This window comes from Sphingosinicella rhizophila (genome assembly GCF_032378825.1).
In the GTDB taxonomy this organism is placed as follows: Bacteria; Pseudomonadota; Alphaproteobacteria; order Sphingomonadales; family Sphingomonadaceae; genus Allosphingosinicella; species Allosphingosinicella rhizophila.
In genome coordinates this window covers 299307-316773 of the sequence record NZ_JAVUPU010000001.1, presented here as the reverse complement: position 1 = coordinate 316773, position 17467 = coordinate 299307, and the positions used below count along the sequence as shown (strand labels likewise).

The window sequence follows — 17467 nt, the reverse complement described above, 5'->3', positions numbered from 1 at the left end:
GCGCGTAAACCTCGTTTTTACGCCAATTGATATAAGTCGGCACGTAAGGCTGCTGCATCGCAGCCCTTTCAGGAGTGCCCAAATGGCTTCAGCATCGGTCCAGATTGCAGGTAGCGCCCGTACCGGGCAGCTGTTGCTCGCCTGCGTGACCGAACATGGAAGTGCCGCCCACTCCTATGCGACCAGCCAAAAGCTGCTCAGCGGGCCCGATGCAAGCCGCAACCTAGCCGACCTCATTCATTTCCTGAGCACGCTTCACGGCCTTCATCCGGGCGTGGTCGACCATGCCGCCGCGCGGGTCGTCGATCCGGATGCCCGCGACTGGATCGAGGATGCTGCGACTGCTTTCGCTGCCGAGCGCTTCTATCTGACCCGGCTTGCCGTGGCCGCTGGACCCGTTCCCAGCACACCCGGCGCCGCCGACAGCGACAATGCTGTGCGGGGGCAGGCCCATGCGCTCGAAATGCTTGCCCAATCGGAACGCAACGGTTGCGCTCTCGGCGCCGCCATCGCCGTCGCACTTGACTGGCAATATGTCCGCAGCGCGCTCGATGCCGCTGCTATCCGCTTCGGCGTGGAGGTCCAACCCTATGATGCGGCCCAGCCGGAACGTCTTCGTCGCCTTGCAGACAGCTTCGCGGACAGTCCCTCGACCCAACGCGCCTTGTTGTTCGGGGCACAGCAGATTCTGATCCAGCATTACGGCCTTTGGGATTTGCTCGAAGCGCGTCAGCAGGCCCGCGAAGGCTGAAGCGGGTGTATTCGTGCGCTCGCCTTCTTTCATAAGAGTGGCGTGCTTGCGCCGCGTACACCCCTCACCTATGCCCGCCCAAACCTGACGTTTGCGGAAAGGCAAAGCCTCATGCGGTTCGAAGGCACGGACGATTATGTCGCCACCGAAGATTTGAAGGTGGCCGTCAACGCCGCCGTGGCGCTTCGTCGTCCTCTGCTGGTCAAGGGCGAGCCGGGCACTGGAAAGACCGTTCTGGCGCATGAGATTGCCGGCGCGATCGGCGCCCCATTGATCGAATGGCATGTGAAGTCCACGACCAAGGCTCATCAGGGGTTATACGAATATGATGCAGTGGCGCGGCTTCGCGACGGTCAGTTAGGCGATCCTCGGGTCCATGACATCTCCAACTACATTCGGCGCGGCAAGCTCTGGGAAGCTTTTACCAGCGCCGTCCTTCCCGTCCTCCTGATCGACGAGATCGACAAGGCCGATATCGAGTTTCCGAACGATCTTCTCCAGGAACTCGATCGGATGGAATTCCATGTCTATGAGACCGGGGAAACCGTCCGGGCGGAGGAACGGCCGATCGTCGTCATCACCTCCAACAACGAAAAGGAGCTACCCGACGCTTTCCTGCGCCGTTGCTTCTTCCACTACATTAAATTCCCCGATCGCGAAACGATGCAGGCGATCGTCGATGTCCATTTTCCCGGCATCCAGAAGCTGCTCGTCGCGAAGGCGTTGGACATGTTCTATCAGATTCGCGAGGTGCCGGGCCTGAAGAAGAAGCCGTCTACAAGCGAACTGATCGATTGGCTGAAACTCCTCCTTCATGAAGATATGCCGCTGGAGGTGCTTCAATCCAAGGACCCGGCGAAGGCGATCCCGCCGCTCCATGGCGCCCTGCTCAAGAACGAGCAGGATGTCATGCTGTTCGAACGCCTGGCATTCATGAGCCGGCGCGGCGCCTGATCAGTCTTTGGCTTCCTCGCGATAGGCGATCTCGAGATTGCCCCAGCGCTTGCCGTGGATATGGACGGGGACGAACACGGTCTTGACGGGCAGGTAGCGATTATCCCCGAGATCGATTCGATAGGCGAAGAGCGTGAAGTCCTTCTCGTACCGGATCGCCCGTTCCATCACGGCACCTCCGAAGATGCGGCGGTTCCGGCAATGTTCGTAATTCCATGTGACGTCGGCGCTTTGAGGTTGCGACCGAGCGCTATGATGGGTCGGGAGGTAGCCGTTCATATCAGCGATCACGCAATCATAGATGCGGCTATTTTCGGCCACCACCCTGTCCAGCACGGGCTGGACATGAATGTCGGCAAAGTCGCAGAAGCCGTTGCGATATTGCTGTGGATTGGTCCCCGGGATCGGCACGAAGTCGTTGTCGAACACCGCATCCAGGCGGATCTGTCCCGCGGCGACCGCCTTTTCGATCATAGCGCTCAGCTCGCTGCTCACCCGCTTGGCCTGTTCGATGAACTGGGTATCGTCGATTGGGACGCCGCAACTGGCAAGCCGGTCGAGCATGTCGTTGGAGAGACTTTCGAGTTTACCCAAGCGCTCCTGGGTTTGCATCAATTCGCCGCCATTTTCGCGTGCGTCGGCGGCAAAGGCGCTGAGCCCGCCCTTCACGCTGTCGACGCTCTTCTGGATCATCGCGGTCGACTGGGCGATACCATCGGTCTGGCGATCCACCATGGCGACGATGTCGGCGACGGCGCGCACGGTATCGGTGATGGTCGCAAAGTTGCTTTGGGCAAGGCGGCTGCGGCCGACGCCGCTTTCGATTTCCGAAGTCACCATCTCCGCTTCCCGCGTCAATGAGGCGATCGTCGCCCCGATCTCGCTGGTTGCCGTACGGGTATCCTGGGCGAGCTTCTTCACTTCGGCGGCGACGACGGCGAAGGATCGGCCCGCCTCCCCTGCCCGCGCTGCCTCGATCGTCGCGTTGAGCGCCAGCATATTGGTCTTCGCGGCGATATTTTCGATGCTGCTGGATACGTTCTGGACCTGGCTCATTGCTGCAGCAAAGCCGGCCATGCGTTCGCCGAGTTGGACGACCAGGTCGGTGAGGCCGCTGAAGATCGCGACCGTATCCTCGACGGCAGCCCGCCCGTCCCCCAATCGTTCCCGCGCCTGTTCGGCCAGCAGGCGCGCCTCGTCGGTCGATTCCGCGACGCGTGCCTGGTCGGCCAGCAACCTGCTGGTCACCTCCTCAAGCGTATCCAGTGTCTTGAGATTGGCTGAAATCCGATCGGAAACACCGGCAATATAGCCGGATACGTCGCTGCATTCGATCGCAAGCGAACCGCAATTGCGCGCGACGACGGCGATCGCATTGCTCCCCGGCCCTTCGGTCGTTGAACTGGCCACCTGAACCCTCCGCTTTACGAAGTCGGATGTCTAGGCGGGAAATGTTGAGAGGGCCTTAACCAGTCGCCGCTGGTCCGGCCGCGGCAGTCGCGCTAGAACCGCGCCATGTTCTTCTCCTTCGTCGACGAACTGCGCAGCGCGGGGATCAATGCCTCGATGAAGGAGCATCTGATCCTGCTGGAGGCGCTCGATGCCGAGGTGATCGCCAGCCGCCCCGAAGACTTCTATTATCTCGCCCGCGCAACCTTCGTGAAGGATGAAGGCCTGCTCGATCGGTTCGACCAGGTGTTCGGCAAGGTCTTCAATGGGCTGGAAGCCGCTCATGGGATGGAGGCCGTTCCGGTGCCGGAGGAATGGCTGCGGAAGGTTGCGGAGCTTTATCTGACACCGGAGCAGATGGAGGAGATCAAGGCACTCGGCTCCTGGGACGAGATCATGGAGACGCTCAAGAAGCGGCTGGAAGAGCAACAGGGACGGCACCAGGGCGGCAGCAAGTGGATCGGTACCGGCGGCACCTCTCCCTACGGCAATGGCGGCTACAATCCCGAAGGGGTTCGCATCGGCGGCGAAGGCGGCCGCGGCCGGGCAATCAAGGTCTGGGACAAGAGGGAGTTCCGCAACCTCGACAGCGCGCGGGAGCTCGGAACGCGCAATATAAAGGTCGCCTTGCGCCGCCTCCGCCGTTTCGCGCGCGAAGGCGCGGCCGAGGAGCTCGATATGGATTCCACCATCGACGGCACCGCCCGGCGGGGCTGGCTCGATATCCAGATGCGTCCGGAACGACACAACGCCGTGAAACTGCTGCTTTTCCTGGACGTCGGCGGTTCCATGGATCCCCACATCCGGGTCTGCGAGGAATTATTTTCCGCTGCCACCAGCGAGTTCAAGAATCTAGAATTCTTCTATTTCCACAATTGTCTTTACGAGGGCGTGTGGAAGGATAATCGCCGCCGCTTCACCCAGCGGACACCGACCTGGGACGTGCTCCACAAATATGGCCATGACTATAAGTTGGTGTTCGTTGGAGACGCCTCGATGAGCCCCTATGAGATCAGCCATCCGGGCGGTTCCGTCGAACATTTCAACGAGGAATCCGGTGCCGTGTGGATGCAGCGCATCACCAACACCTACCCATCAGCCGTCTGGCTCAATCCGATGGACGAGAAATATTGGGGCTATTCCCAGTCCGTCCGGCTGATTCAGGAGTTGATGCAGGGGCGAATGTTCCCTCTCACCCTGCATGGGCTGGACGAGGCGATGCGAAGCCTGCGCCGGAAGAATTAGAGCCAGGTCCTAATAGCGAAGATAAGGTCGGCGCTCGTCTTCCCAGGCGCGCTCGTCGTGGCGAGCCAGCCGCTCCAGATCTTCGGGCCTGGCCCCCCGATCATCGACCCACTCTCTCAGCAACGGACTGCCGTTGATGACGTCGATGGCCAATTTGTCGTGAACATATTCGTAGGGGAAGTCGCGCCACAGTTCATAATCGGGATTGAGGTTCCGGACCGCCTTGAAGGCGAGGCTTTGAAGCCGCCAGGGCTTGAAGGCCGAATGATCGTAATGCGGGCCTTCGGGATGGATGTGAACGCCGTGACAGAGCCGGCCGACATGTTTGTGGAAGGTCGGCTCGAACGTGCACTCGCGCATGAGGCAACCATCGAGCCATTGCGGCGCGAGCCGGCGCATCTCCTGGGCCAACGCTCTCGCATCGAGATCGGGTGCCCCCAACAACTCGAGCGGCCGGGTGGTGCCGCGTCCTTCGGAAAGCGTCGTGCCTTCGAGCATGACGGTGCCGGCATAAGCACGGGCCATCCAGAGATTGGGGGCGTTGGGGCTTGGGTTGATCCAGATCCGATCGTTCAGGGGCCAGCCGAAACCAGGCGCGGCTTCGGGGTCATAGCCCTCCATCTCGACGACCCGATAATCGACGTCCAACCGCATCTTGTCGACGAACCATTGGCCCAGTTCCCCGAGCGTGAGACCATGGCGCATGGGCAAGGGCCCGGCGCCGACGAAGCTTTCCCAGCCCGGGCGAAGCGTGAGGCCCTCAACGGGCCGTCCGGCCGGGTTTGGCCGATCGAGCACCCAGACCTGCTTGCCATGCTCGGCAGCCGCCTCGAGGACATAAAGCAGGGTCGTGATGAAGGTGTAGATCCGGCAACCCAGATCCTGGAGATCGACCAGCATTATGTCGAAAGTGTCCATCATCTGGCCGGTAGGCCTTCGCACCTCCCCATAGAGGCTGAACACGGGGATGCCGTGGACCGGATCATCATAATCCGGCGATTCCATCATATTGTCCTGTTTGTCGCCGCGTAGCCCGTGCTGCGGGCCGAAGGCGGCGGAAATATTGACCCCGGCGTCGATCAAGGCATCCAGCGAATGGGTGAGGTCTTTGGTGACCGACGCGGGGTGCGCGAGCAGGGCAACGCGTTTGCCCTGGAGCGGCGTCCGCAATTCCGGTTCGGCAAGGAGTCGGTCGAGGCCAAATTTCATAAAGGCTCCGCTGCTGGGAGTTGGCGGGCAAAGCAATCCTCATGATGAAAATCGGCCTGTCCCCGCGGGTGGGCCAGGGCCCAAAAAGATTTGCGTCCATCCCTCTGCTCGATCACTGCCGATAGGCCAAGCCGCCAAGGTGCTTCGGTGGGAAGGTCGAGCGCCGTCAGATCCAGCCCGGCGCGCATCTCATATCGCCCTCCGTTCGTGCTGGCCGCGATGGCAATAGCCGGGATGTCGGCGATTCTCATGCCGTCGCGATAGCTGTCGAAGTGATAGGCAGCCCATTGGCTGGATGGCGCCAAGTTCAATTCATAATAAGCGTCGCTCTGGGGCGCCCGCAGGAATGCTTCGAAGCAGGTGTGGCGCCAAAGCCCGTCGGTGCGGACCGATTGGGTGAAGGGCGGCATCAGCAGTTCGTCGACGGCGCCGGTGACGGAATAGCACAGCTCCAATTCGCCGCGCGCCGTGCGCAAGGCTTCAGCCTCGATGCCGGTGACAGCATCGCCCGGCCAATCCGGGTGCGGTTGCAACGTCAGGCGCAAAGCTTGCCCCCTCGGTGACACGCCTGTTCAACATTCGCCCCTCGTGATAATCGCGCGCCCATGACCGATTTTCGTTCCGACCTCCTTCGCCTGCTCGGCAGCCGCGGCTATATCCACCAGATCACCGATCCGGAAGGTCTGGACGCGCTTGCCGCGCGGCAGATCGTCCCGGCCTATATCGGTTTCGACGCAACCGCGCCTTCCCTTCATGTCGGCAGTCTCGTCCAGATCATGATGCTACGCCGCCTGCAACAGGCGGGGCACAAGCCCATCGTATTGATGGGCGGCGGCACTACGAAGGTCGGCGATCCATCCGGCAAGGACGAAAGCCGGCAGATGCTGACCAACGAGTTGATCGAGACCAATATTGCCTCGATCCGACGGAATTTCGAGCCGTTCCTGAAATTCGGCGAAGGGCCGACCGATGCCATTCTCGTCAACAATGACGATTGGCTCAGCAAATTGGGGTATATCGACCTTCTCCGCGACGTCGGTCCGCACTTCACCATCAATCGCATGCTGACATTCGACAGCGTCCGTCTGCGACTGGAGCGTGAGCAACCGCTCACGTTTCTCGAATTCAACTACATGATTCTTCAGGCCTATGACTTCCTGGAGCTTTCGCGGCGAAGATCGTGCCTGCTCCAGCTCGGCGGATCCGATCAATGGGGCAATATCGTCAACGGAGTCGAGCTTGGCCGGCGGATCGACAGCAGGCAGTTATACGGTTTGACGACTCCTCTGATCACGACCGCGGACGGTGCCAAGATGGGCAAGACCGCGGCCGGCGCGATCTGGCTTAATCCCGAACAGCTGAATGCCTATGATTATTGGCAATTCTGGCGAAACACGCAGGACGCCGATGTCGGGCGCTTCCTGCGCCTGTTCACCGATCTTCCGCTGGACGAGATCGGTCGGCTGGATGCGCTTCAAGGGAGCGAGATCAACGAGGCGAAGAAAGTGCTGGCCGACGCTGCAACTGCGATGCTGCACGGAACCGGCGCCGCTGCCGAAGCCGCGGCCACAGCCCGCCAGACATTCGAGGAAGGATCGGCCGGCCATGGCTTGCCCACGTTAACGGTGGACGGCACCATTTCCCTGGTGGACGCCCTTGTCGGCCTCGGCTTGGTAGCCTCCAAGGGCGAGGCACGCCGGCTCATTGCCGGTGGCGGTGCTCGCGTCGATGGCGCGCGCGCGGATGAGGACACGCTGATTGCCGTCGCCGACGACGTCCGCATCTCGGCAGGCAAGAAAAAGCACGGCCTGCTAACCCGAATGTAGCAGCCCTACCGCCGCGTCGCGCTCCATCAGATAGAGCAGGACGCGCGCTGCCTGCCCACGAGACCCATTCAGGCCCCCGTCCCGATCCACCAACAGTCGAGCGTCGTCGCTCGCGGGCTGGATCAAGTTCTGGATCTGCTCTGGAGAAGCAAGTCGGAATTGGGCATCGCCGGACTGGCGAGTGCCGAGAATCTCGCCGGCGCCGCGAAGGCGCAGATCCTCCTCGGCGATACGGAAGCCGTCATTGGTCTCGCGCATCAGCGCCAGCCGGGCGCGCGCCGTTTCGCTGAGGCCGTTATTCCTGAGCAGCAGGCAGACCGACCGCGCCTCGCCGCGCCCTACCCTGCCCCGCAGCTGATGCAGCTGGGCGAGGCCGAAGCGGTCGGCACCCTCGACGATCATCAGGCTGGAATTGGGCACGTCGACCCCGACCTCGATCACCGTCGTCGCAACAAGCACGGCCAATCGCCCGACCTGGAAATCGGCCATGACCTGATCCTTTTCCGGCCCGCGCAAGCGGCCGTGAACAAGGCCGATACGATCACCGAATCGATGCCGAAGCATTTCGGCCCGCGCCTCGGCAGCGGCCTGGTCCGATGCTTCGCTTTCCTCGACCAGCGGGCAGACCCAATAGGCTTGCCCGCCATGCGAGATATGGCGGCCGAGTGCCTCCACCACCTCGGCAAGCCGATCGCAGCTCATCACCCGGGTCTCGATCGGTTGACGTCCGGGCGGCATCTCGTCGAGCCGGCTTATGTCCATTTCGCCATAGTGGGTCAGCGTAAGCGTCCTCGGAATCGGCGTGGCGGTCATGACCAGGAGATGCGGGGGATGTTCCGCCTTCTGCGCCAGCATCATGCGCTGTGCGACGCCGAAACGATGTTGCTCGTCTATGACGGCAAGACCGAGCTTCCTGTACGAGACGGCCTGCTGGAAAATGGCATGGGTGCCGATCAGAATATGGACCGATCCGTCGGCAAGCCCCATCAGGACGGTTTCGCGGAGCTTGCCTTTCTCGCGGCCGGTCAGAATCGCGACGTTGACAGGCAGGCCCGCCAACTGCCGCGACAGCGTGTCAAAGTGCTGGCGGGCCAGTATTTCGGTCGGAGCCATCAAAGCGCCTTGCGCGCCCGCCTCGACGGCCGTCAGCAGTGCCATGAGCGCTACCAATGTCTTGCCCGACCCGACATCCCCCTGCAGCAACCGGAGCATCGGCACCTGCTGCTGCAGGTCGCCTTCGATTTCCGCGACGGCGCGGAGCTGGGCCCCTGTCGGTCTGTAGGGCAGGTTCAGCGCGTCGCGCAGCCTGCCGTCGCCCTTCAGTGGAACCCCGCGCCGCTTGCGCGACGAGGCGCGGACCAGCATCAGGGCCAGCTGGTTGGCGAATATCTCGTCATAGGCGAGACGCTCGCGCGCCACGGCGTCCGCGGGATTCCGATGCGCCGTGACCAGCGCCTCCTTCCATCCCGGCCAGGACCGGCTGGCCAGCAGGCTCGGCTCGGTCCATTCGTCCAGTTCCGGGATCCGTGCCATTGCCTGTACCGCGATTTGGCCGAGGCGATAATTGGTCAGGCCTTCCGAAAGAGCATAAACGGGTTCGCGCTCTGGAATGGTGGACGCTCCTTCCGGAGGCAGAACATGGTCCGGGTGCACGATCTGCAATTCCTGGCCGTAGCTTTCGAGCTTGCCCGAGACGATCCGCGCCGAGCCCAAGGGAAGCTGCTTTTTCGCCCAGCCCGGATTGTTGAAATAGGTCAGTGTGAGATACTGGCCGGCACGATCTGTCGCCTGGACACGGAACGGGCTTCTCGGCCCGCCTTGGCGATAGTCGACCGGAGTCACTTCGACGCAGATCATTTGTCCGACATCGGCGGCATCGAGCCTATCGACGCGCTTCCGATCGATCCATCCAAGCGGAAGGTGGAAGAGGATGTCGATCACGCGATTCAGCGCGAGCCGCTTCAAAGGCTTGGCAAGCTGCGGTCCGATACCTTTGAGAACCTCGACTTCGGCGAACAGCGGATTGAGAATGTCGGGACGCATCGCTACATGGGTTAGCATGATGCCGGGCAGTGGGAACGGATTTTCCCACCTTCAGCATCGTCACTTTTTCTGACGAGCTGCACGGCAAGGCCGGAGCAGCTCTTTTTCTATGGAGTAGCATGGACCGCACGTCCTTCCTCAAGCGCCTGCGCTTCCGCGCCTGGCATCGCGGTACGCGGGAAGCCGATCTTATGATCGGCGGCTATTTCGATCGCTATGCCGACAGCTGGAGCGATCAGGAAGCGCTCTGGTTCGAAACCTTCCTGGAGGAACAGGATGTCGACATCATGGCCTGGGCGATCGGAACCGCACCGCCGCCCGAGCGCTACCAGGGCGAAATGATGCGACGCCTCCAGATCCTCGATTACATCCAATATCCCGAATAGATGACCGAACTCGCCAAGATCATTTCGGCCTCACGGCCGATCACGCTCGCTCGAACGCCCTCGGGATTCGTCCCGTGGCTGGCCGCCGACCTTGCCCGGGCGGCCGTTCGGTCGAATGCGCGTGCTGTCTTCATCGCGCCTGATGAAGCGGCGATGCGGCATATCGTCGATGCCGCGCATTATTTCGCACCGGAGCTGGAGACACTGAGCTTTCCGGCCTGGGACTGCCTTCCCTATGACCGTAGCTCGCCGTCGCTTCGTTCTTCATCCGAAAGGCTGGCGACGCTCCATGCGCTCCAGCGCAAGTTCGACAAGCCGCAGTTGGTCGTTACCACCGTCAATGCTGCCACCCAACGCACGTTGACCCCCTTCCGCATCCGCCAATTGGTGGCCAGTCTGAAGCCGGGAGAACGGATCGATCGCGACCGGCTGGCCTTACTGCTCCAGGCCAATGGCTATGTCCGCAGCGATACGGTTGCCGATGCCGGCGAATATGCGGTGCGGGGTGGCCTCGTCGATCTGTTCCCGTCGGGTGAAAGCCAGGCGCTGCGGCTCGATTTCTTCGGGGACGAGATCGAAAGCGTTCGCCGCTTCGATCCGGCGACCCAGCGGACGACCGGCACGGTGGATGGATTCACTCTCCTCCCCGCTTCCGAGACCTTGCTGGATGAAGAGAGCATCAGGAGATTTCGCTCGCGCTACCGCGAGAAGTTCGGCGCCACCGCCACCGGCGACCCTCTCTATCAGGCAGTGTCGGAGGGCCGTCGCCTAGCGGGCATCGATCATTGGTTGCCCTTGTTCGAGGAACGGATGGCCAGCTTCTTCGACCATCTCGGCGATTCCGACATCATCGTTCGCGATGCCGGCGATGCCGGGGCAGCGGACGCGCGATTCGAGGCGGTTGCCGATTATTACCAGAATCGCGCCCGTGCTTTGTCCGCAGATCCGGGCAGCTATCGGCCCCTGGAGCCTGGAACGCTTTATCTGACCCGAGAAGAATGGGAGCAGCTGATCGTCGCGCGTCCATTGCACCTAGCAACCCCTTTCCCTCAGCCGGAAGGCGAAACGGTCGTTGATTTCCGGATAGAGGCGCCTCGTGATTTCGCGCCCGAACGATCGCAAAACGCCAATATCTACGAAGCCGTTGTTGATCATGTCGCCGCGCTGAAGCGCGCCAAGCGGAAGATCGTCCTGGCCAGTTATTCGAATGGCGCCCGCGATCGTTTGAAGGGGCTGCTGCATGACCATGGTCTCACTTCCCTCCAGGAAGCGGATAGCTGGCAACAGGCGCTCGGCGCGGCCGGCAAGGGCATGGTCGCCCTCACCGTCATCCAGCTCGATCACGGCTTCACGACGCGTGATGTCGCGCTCCTCACCGAACAGGACATGCTCGGTGACCGGCTGGTGCATCGGCGCAAGCGCCGCAAGAGCGCCGATGCCTTCCTGAGCGAGCTTGCGACGCTCAGCCCGGGCGATCTGGTGGTCCATGCCGATCACGGCATCGGCCGCTATGAAGGACTGACTCAGATCCCGGTCGGCACCAGCCCTCACGATTGCGTCGCGCTCGAATATGCGGGCGGCGACAAGCTCTACGTTCCGGTCGAAAATATCGACGTCCTGTCGCGCTACGGCAACGAGAGCGAGAACGTGACCCTCGACCGGCTGGGCGGGGAGGCCTGGCAGCGGCGCAAATCGCGGATGAAGGAGCGGATCCGCGAGATTGCGGGCGAGCTCATCAAGACCGCGGCCGAGCGTGCCTTGCGTCCCGGCACCGTGGCGCAGCCGGATACGGGCTTCGCCGCCTTCGTCGATCGCTTTCCTTATGAAGAGACGGATGACCAGGATCGGGCGATCGCCGACGTCGTCGAGGATCTGGGAGCCGGCCGACCGATGGACCGGCTGGTCTGTGGCGATGTCGGCTTCGGCAAGACGGAAGTGGCGCTGCGGGCGGCTTTCATCGCGGCCATGGCCGGGCTGCAGGTCGCCCTCATCTGTCCGACCACTTTGCTGGCTCGACAGCATTATGCCAATTTCAAGGAACGCTATCAGGGCTTTCCGATCGAGATCGGGCGCCTTTCCCGCCTGGTTCCCGCCAAGGAAGCCAAGGAGACGCGGGACGGCCTGGCGGCCGGCAAGATCGACATCGTCATCGGCACCCACGCCCTTCTCGCCAAGTCGATCGAGTTCAAGAAGCTCGGGCTCGTCATCATCGACGAGGAGCAGCATTTCGGCGTGACCCACAAGGAAAGGCTGAAGGGCCTGAAGGCGGATGTCCACGTCCTGACTCTCACGGCAACGCCGATCCCGCGTACGCTGCAGATGGCGATGTCGGGGCTTCGCGAACTGAGCGTCATCCAGACACCCCCTGTCGACCGGCTGGCCGTGCGCACCTATGTCATGCCCTGGGATCCTGTCGTGGTGCGCGAGGCGCTGCTGCGCGAACATTATCGCGGCGGCCAGAGCTTCTTCGTGGCGCCGCGCATCGCCGATCTGCCGGACATCGAGCGCTTCCTCCGCGAACAAGTGCCGGAGGTTCGTTACGTAATGGCGCATGGTCAAATGGCGCCGACCGAGGTCGAGGAACGGATGTCGGCCTTTTACGACCGCAAATATGACGTGCTGTTATCTACGACCATCATCGAAAGCGGTCTCGACATCCCGAGCGCCAACACCCTGATCATCCACCGTGCCGACCGTTTCGGCCTCGCCCAGCTCTACCAGCTCCGGGGACGGGTCGGCCGTGCCAAGACCCGTGCTTATGCCTATTTTACGACACCGGCCAATCGTGTGTTGACCGAGACGGCAGACAAGAGGCTTCAGGTGCTCGCCAATCTGGATTCGCTTGGCGCCGGTTTTCAGCTCGCCAGCCACGACCTCGACATACGTGGTGCCGGCAATCTGCTGGGGGACGAGCAATCCGGCCACATCAAGGAGGTCGGCTTCGAACTTTACCAATCCATGCTCGAAGATGCGATCCTGGAGGCCAAGGCTGGCGGACTGGAACCACGGCGCGAGCAGTTTTCGCCGCAGATCAATGTCGATGCGCCGATCCTCATCTCCGAAGATTATGTACCCGATCTCGATTTGCGCATGGGTCTCTATCGCCGACTGAGCGAGGTCGAATCGCGCCAGGACATCGAGGCGTTCGCAGCCGAGCTCATCGATCGTTTCGGCAAGCTGCCCCCGGAGACGTCCAATCTGCTGAGGATCATCGAGATCAAGCTCAACTGCCGCATCGCCAGCATAGCCAAGTTGGATGTCGGGGCAAAAGGCGCGCTGGTCACATTCCACAATGACAGCTTCCCGGACCTTGCCGGGCTGATTGCCTACGTGCAGCGCCTTCAGGGGACGGCCAAGCTGCGTCCCGACAGCAAATTGGTCATCACCCGCAGCTGGAACGATCCGCAGGCACGGCTCAACGGTGCGCTACAGCTTTCCAAGGGGCTGGCGAAAATCCTCTCCTAATGGTCGATCAGGGCGGTCAGCGCCTTGGCATCGATCGGCGGCGAACAGAGGAAACCCTGGTACAAGGCGCAACCTTCGCGGGCGAGGAGCGCGAGCTGCGCCTCGGATTCCACGCCTTCGGCGATCACTTCCAATCCTAGGGATCTCGCCATGTCGATAACGCTTCTGACCACGATCTGATCGCGCGGCGAACCGGTAATGTCTTCGCACAGCCGCTTGTCGATCTTCAGATAGTCGAGTGGCAGAGCCTTCAGATAGGCAAGGCTGGAATAGCCGGTGCCGAAATCGTCGATCGCCACTCGCAACCCCCCCGCGCGGAGCTGAGCCAGAAGGTCGGCGGCTGCGCTCAAATCCTCGATGAGGCCGCTTTCGGTCATCTCGACGGTCAGGCGACTGCGGTCGAAACCGCTTGCATCGATCATGGCGAGGAAGAGATTGGCGAAATCGGGCTGGGCGATATCCGCTGCGGTGATGTTGACGGCGAGCCGGACCGAGGACAGCGTTTGCGGCCATGCGGCCGCTGCGGCCACCGCCTTGCGTTGAACATGATCGGACAGCTGGACCAGATAATCCGATCGCTCGGCGACGCTGAACAAGGTCGCGGCGCCCAATTCGCCAAAGTCTGCGTGCCGCCACCGGGCGAGCGCTTCGACGCCGACGATGCGGCCATCGGTGACGGAGACCTGCGGTTGGAACAATATCTCGATCTCATCCTTGTCGAGCGCTTTCCGCAGGTCGATTTCCAGCTGGTCGCCGAGCTTGCTGTCGATCGCGGAGTCCGCGTCCAGAACATGGATCGGACCGCTTTCCGCGCTCTTGGCTTCGGCGAGCGCCGCGCTTGCTCGCCTAAGCAGGCTTGCAGGATCGTCATCTGCCATCGAGCCGACGATGCCGACCCGGCTACCGAGCGTGATGACATGGTCGCCCGACATGAACGGCCGTCCGATCGCCTCGATCAACTGGCCGGCCAGAAATCGCCCTTCCTTGAGGCTGGTGGGCGCGGCGAGCAGGATTGCGAATTCCGCCCCGGCAAGTCTCGCCACCAGGCACCTCTGGCCGTCGGCATCGACAATGCGCTCGATGCGGCGGGCGGTGGCCTGCAGCACCGCATCGCCGGTCGGCCGGCCAAAGGCGGCATTGATCGTGTCGAACCGGCTGACGGCGAGCAGAAGGAGGACGAGCGCCGGTTGCGCCGCCGAGGCGGAACCGAGTTGTTCGCGCATCCAGTCCCGCGCCGCGCGTCCGCTACGGACGCCGGTCAGCGAATCGCGGGAGGCCGTATCGGAGCCGTCGCGATTGGAGATGGCTTCGGTCCGGCCGACAATCCCCTGTCCCTCCCGATCGACGCGGACATGATGGGCAAACCTCAATCCATCGATTTCGCTGTCGGTATGGGCGAACGCAGTCGACTGACCCGTGGCCAGCAGGCGTGCGACGGCGACGCGGGCGGCTTTGCGGCCATCGGCATCGAGTCTCCGGAAAAGATCCATCAGGCTGATCCTGCGGCCTTGATCTTCGCCAAGTCCCGCCTCTCGGGCCAATGCAGGGCTGAGCTCGACAGTCTTTGAGCCGGGCTGCCAGCGCCACGACGCACCCGCTTCGCGCTGTCCTCCATCGTCCCGTCGCAGCGGGCGTCGTCCGCCCACCCGCTCGGCGTGTCGGTGTGCATAATGGATGGCTTGAAGGCATTGGTGCTCGGTGAAAGGACTGACCAGGAAATGAGTGGCGCCGGCATCGTGGAACGCATCCAACGCATCGCTGTCGTTCCGCGACAACAGGACCAGCAGGGCGGACGCATTGGCTTCGACCGGATCGGCAAGCAAGCGGGCGGCGTCCCGGCCCTCTTCAAGGGCCCCGCGGGCGTCAATCACTGCAACGCTGGCTCCGCAGCTTATGAAGCGACTTTCGGCATTGTCCGTGCGCCTGGCGGCGATTGGCTGCCACCCTGCCCGCTCCACCATGGCAATGAGTTCGTCACGATGGCGGAAGGACAGAATGAAGAGCGGCGCCGCTCCGCCAGCAGCGGTCATTTCCGTCCTCCTCCCTGTTCGAATATCCGTCTATCCTGGCGAGGGCAGCGCAACAATCGGTTTAGATCTGCTGTGCCCGCACGGCACAACCAGCGCAAGACGCACCTCCGCGGCGGCGGCGCTTCGTCATTCTCCGAGCAACCGATTCCTACTTCCCGTTGCGGGAATTGACTATCGACCCTACCAAGCAGGGATGACGGCCAATGCGGACAAACCGACGGCGCTTCTCGCCTCACCAGCCGAAGCTGCGCAGGCAGCTGAGGTCCTGCTTCGCGACGCTTATGATTTCGTTCCGCTCGAAAATGCGGAACAGATCGTGGCGCTTGGCGGTGACGGTTTCCTGCTTCAGACCCTCCACGAAATGCTCCAGCGCGGCAAGCTTGCGCCCATCTTCGGAATGAACCGCGGCACGGTCGGCTTTCTGATGAACGACTGGAGAATTGAAGGCCTCAGGGACAGGCTCAATCGCGCCAAGGCCTTCTCGGTCGCGCCGCTCAGGATGGAAGCCGTCACGGTCGCCGGCGAACGGTTGGTCTATCCGGCGATCAACGAAGTCTCGCTGCTTCGTGAAACGCGTCAGACGGCATGGATCGAGGTGTCCGTGAACGGTCGGGTGGTGCTTCCCGAACTGGTCTGCGACGGCGTCCTGGTGGCAACTCCTGCCGGATCGACCGCCTATAATCTGTCCGCTCAGGGCCCGATCCTGCCTTTGGGGGCCAATCTCGTCGCCTTGACGCCGATAAGTCCTTTCAGGCCACGCCGCTGGCGCGGCGCCCTGATCCCGGACGATCTCAAAATATTGCTCAAGGTATTGGATCCTGCGAAGCGGCCGGTTTCGGCGGTGGCGGACCAGCTCGAGGTGCGCGAGGTTGCCAGCGTCGAGGTCTGTATCGATCGCAGTCAGGCGCTCACCCTCCTGTTCGATCCAGAACATGCGCTTGACGAACGGATTGCGATGGAGCAGTTCGCCGCCTGAGCACCGGCTTTTCGGGTGCCTGCGATCTTTCCCGTAATTTACCGGCTGCGGCGCTTGCGCCGGCGAAAAACATGCTGCTATAGGCCCCCTCGCCTGAAGGCTGCTCCCCGGTAGCTCAGCGGTAGAGCATCCGACTGTTAATCGGACGGCCGATGGTTCGAATCCGTCCCGGGGAGCCATTTCAGGCAATCGGCATCGATGACCTGATCTTCATGCGCCGTGGCAGCAATGTCTTCTGTGTTCGCGAGCGACGCGCTCCAAGCCGGTTGGCCGACGGCTTGAACGTCTTGACGCGTTTTGGTGCGACGCGCATGAATTCGTAGCAAAAGTTAAGCGCTTCCCGAGACTTAGTGGATGGGTGGTCGTTTCGCGCTGCCGGAACCTCGGACCTTCTCCAACGGTTGAAGCAGCAGGCTTTTTCCGAAGGAGGATTTTATGGCGACCAAGACCCAATCCCGACAAGGTGGCAAAGCCAGCTCAGGCAGCAAGCGAGGCGCGGCATCGGACAAGAGCGCCTTTTCCTTCGGCAACAGCAATACTGGCATTCTTGTCGGCGCAGCCGTGGCCGGAGCGGCAATGGGCATGGCTGCGAATGTCGGACGCAAATTGTTCGTGCAGTTCAGCAGCGGTGCATCCGGAGATTGGCTCGACGCGCTTAAGGCCGAGCATGAACTGGCTCTGGCCATTTTCGATAAGATCGAGGCCACCCAGGATGATCAGGTCCAAATCCGCACCCTCCTCCTCATGAAGCTCAAATACGCGCTCGACAAACATGCGGTCGAGGAAGAGAATGTGATCTACCCGGCCTTGCGCCAGGCCAACTCGGCTCATGATGCCGACGCTCTCACGTCAGAGCATGGCTATGTGAAGACCTATCTCTACGAACTGGAGGCGCTCGCCAAGGACAGTCCGGAATGGCTGACGCGCGTCCGCGATTTCCGTTCGATGATCGAGGAACATATGCGGATGGAGGAAGAGGAGATCTTTCCTGCCTTCCGTGCGAATTTATCGGAGGATCAGAACAGGAAGTTGACCGCCAGGATGAACAAGGAAGGCTTCAAGGTCGCGTGACGGGCGGAGCTTGAGCCACGATCATGAGAGGCGCCGGATGATACCCATCCCGGCGCCGGCTC

General features: G+C 62.0%; 13 protein-coding genes and 1 tRNA gene. 9 read left to right on the top strand and 5 right to left on the bottom strand.

What is annotated here, in order from left to right; all coding sequences use genetic code 11:
* Window positions 1-82: 82 nt before the first annotated feature.
* Window positions 83-751, top strand: a complete 669-nt coding sequence (locus RQX22_RS01450; protein WP_315722974.1) for a DUF6975 family protein — start codon at window positions 83-85, stop codon at window positions 749-751.
* A 111-nt stretch (window positions 752-862) separates the two neighbouring features.
* Entirely contained in the window at window positions 863-1705 is an 843-nt protein-coding gene (locus tag RQX22_RS01445; RefSeq protein WP_315722972.1) for an AAA family ATPase, read from the top strand.
* Here RQX22_RS01445 and RQX22_RS01440 read toward each other — a convergent pair whose 3' ends face one another.
* Window positions 1706-3115, bottom strand: a complete 1410-nt coding sequence (locus RQX22_RS01440; RefSeq protein WP_315722970.1) for a methyl-accepting chemotaxis protein — start codon at window positions 3113-3115, stop codon at window positions 1706-1708.
* A 105-nt stretch (window positions 3116-3220) separates the two neighbouring features.
* Here RQX22_RS01440 and RQX22_RS01435 point away from each other — a divergent pair, with 105 nt between their 5' ends.
* On the top strand, window positions 3221-4399 hold the full coding sequence (locus RQX22_RS01435; protein WP_315722968.1) for a vWA domain-containing protein: 1179 nt from the start codon (window positions 3221-3223) through the stop codon (window positions 4397-4399).
* 9 nt (window positions 4400-4408) lie between these two features.
* Here the strand turns inward: RQX22_RS01435 and RQX22_RS01430 are convergent, their stop codons facing one another.
* Both RQX22_RS01430 and RQX22_RS01425 read right to left on the bottom strand, forming a co-directional pair.
* Complete coding sequence (locus tag RQX22_RS01430; protein WP_315722967.1) at window positions 4409-5608, bottom strand: exo-beta-N-acetylmuramidase NamZ family protein; 1200 nt, start codon at window positions 5606-5608, stop codon at window positions 4409-4411.
* Window positions 5605-6153 carry a DOMON-like domain-containing protein gene (locus RQX22_RS01425; RefSeq protein WP_315722965.1) on the bottom strand — a complete coding sequence of 183 codons (549 nt, stop codon included), beginning with the start codon at window positions 6151-6153 and terminating at the stop codon, window positions 5605-5607. Before RQX22_RS01425 ends, RQX22_RS01430 begins: the two co-directional genes overlap by 4 nt.
* 60 nt (window positions 6154-6213) lie before the next feature.
* Here RQX22_RS01425 and tyrS point away from each other — a divergent pair, with 60 nt between their 5' ends.
* Window positions 6214-7434, top strand: coding sequence for a tyrosine--tRNA ligase (gene tyrS / locus RQX22_RS01420; RefSeq protein WP_315722963.1), 1221 nt, complete (start codon window positions 6214-6216; stop codon window positions 7432-7434).
* On the opposite strand, the gene recG is transcribed toward tyrS, so the two are convergent.
* On the bottom strand, window positions 7420-9477 hold the full coding sequence (gene recG / locus RQX22_RS01415; protein WP_315722962.1) for an ATP-dependent DNA helicase RecG: 2058 nt from the start codon (window positions 9475-9477) through the stop codon (window positions 7420-7422). The genes tyrS and recG overlap by 15 nt on opposite strands.
* A gap of 119 nt (window positions 9478-9596) precedes the next feature.
* On the opposite strand from recG, the gene RQX22_RS01410 reads away from it, so the two are divergent.
* Both RQX22_RS01410 and mfd read left to right on the top strand, forming a co-directional pair.
* The gene (locus RQX22_RS01410; RefSeq protein WP_315722960.1) at window positions 9597-9863 is read left to right on the top strand and encodes an FAD assembly factor SdhE; all 267 of its coding nucleotides are present in this window, start codon (window positions 9597-9599) and stop codon (window positions 9861-9863) included.
* Window positions 9864-13328: a transcription-repair coupling factor gene (gene mfd / locus RQX22_RS01405; protein WP_315722958.1), complete on the top strand. Its 3465-nt coding sequence runs from the start codon at window positions 9864-9866 to the stop codon at window positions 13326-13328.
* On the opposite strand, the gene RQX22_RS01400 is transcribed toward mfd, so the two are convergent.
* Complete coding sequence (locus RQX22_RS01400; RefSeq protein WP_315722957.1) at window positions 13325-15358, bottom strand: putative bifunctional diguanylate cyclase/phosphodiesterase; 2034 nt, start codon at window positions 15356-15358, stop codon at window positions 13325-13327. The genes mfd and RQX22_RS01400 overlap by 4 nt on opposite strands.
* Before the next feature lie 193 nt (window positions 15359-15551).
* On the opposite strand from RQX22_RS01400, the gene RQX22_RS01395 reads away from it, so the two are divergent.
* From RQX22_RS01395 to RQX22_RS01385, 3 genes are all read left to right on the top strand, one after another.
* Window positions 15552-16334 (top strand): NAD kinase, encoded by a 783-nt coding sequence (locus RQX22_RS01395; protein ID WP_315722955.1) that lies wholly within the window; start codon window positions 15552-15554, stop codon window positions 16332-16334.
* Window positions 16335-16438: 104 nt separating this feature from the next.
* Window positions 16439-16513: transfer RNA gene (locus RQX22_RS01390), tRNA-Asn, on the top strand.
* A 256-nt stretch (window positions 16514-16769) separates the two neighbouring features.
* Entirely contained in the window at window positions 16770-17405 is a 636-nt protein-coding gene (locus RQX22_RS01385) for a hemerythrin domain-containing protein (RefSeq protein WP_315722953.1), read from the top strand.
* The last annotated feature ends 62 nt before the right edge of the window (window positions 17406-17467 follow it).

Coding starts and splice junctions, on each gene's coding strand:
- RQX22_RS01395 (WP_315722955.1), top strand. CDS start 15,552: ATGACGGCCAATGCGGACAAACCGACGGCGCTTCTCGCCTCACCAGCC.
- RQX22_RS01450 (WP_315722974.1), top strand. CDS start 83: ATGGCTTCAGCATCGGTCCAGATTGCAGGTAGCGCCCGTACCGGGCAG.
- RQX22_RS01430 (WP_315722967.1), bottom strand. CDS start 5,608: ATGAAATTTGGCCTCGACCGACTCCTTGCCGAACCGGAATTGCGGACG.
- RQX22_RS01445 (WP_315722972.1), top strand. CDS start 863: ATGCGGTTCGAAGGCACGGACGATTATGTCGCCACCGAAGATTTGAAG.
- RQX22_RS01400 (WP_315722957.1), bottom strand. CDS start 15,358: ATGACCGCTGCTGGCGGAGCGGCGCCGCTCTTCATTCTGTCCTTCCGC.
- tyrS (WP_315722963.1), top strand. CDS start 6,214: ATGACCGATTTTCGTTCCGACCTCCTTCGCCTGCTCGGCAGCCGCGGC.
- RQX22_RS01435 (WP_315722968.1), top strand. CDS start 3,221: ATGTTCTTCTCCTTCGTCGACGAACTGCGCAGCGCGGGGATCAATGCC.
- RQX22_RS01410 (WP_315722960.1), top strand. CDS start 9,597: ATGGACCGCACGTCCTTCCTCAAGCGCCTGCGCTTCCGCGCCTGGCAT.
- mfd (WP_315722958.1), top strand. CDS start 9,864: ATGACCGAACTCGCCAAGATCATTTCGGCCTCACGGCCGATCACGCTC.
- recG (WP_315722962.1), bottom strand. CDS start 9,477: ATGCGTCCCGACATTCTCAATCCGCTGTTCGCCGAAGTCGAGGTTCTC.
- RQX22_RS01385 (WP_315722953.1), top strand. CDS start 16,770: ATGGCGACCAAGACCCAATCCCGACAAGGTGGCAAAGCCAGCTCAGGC.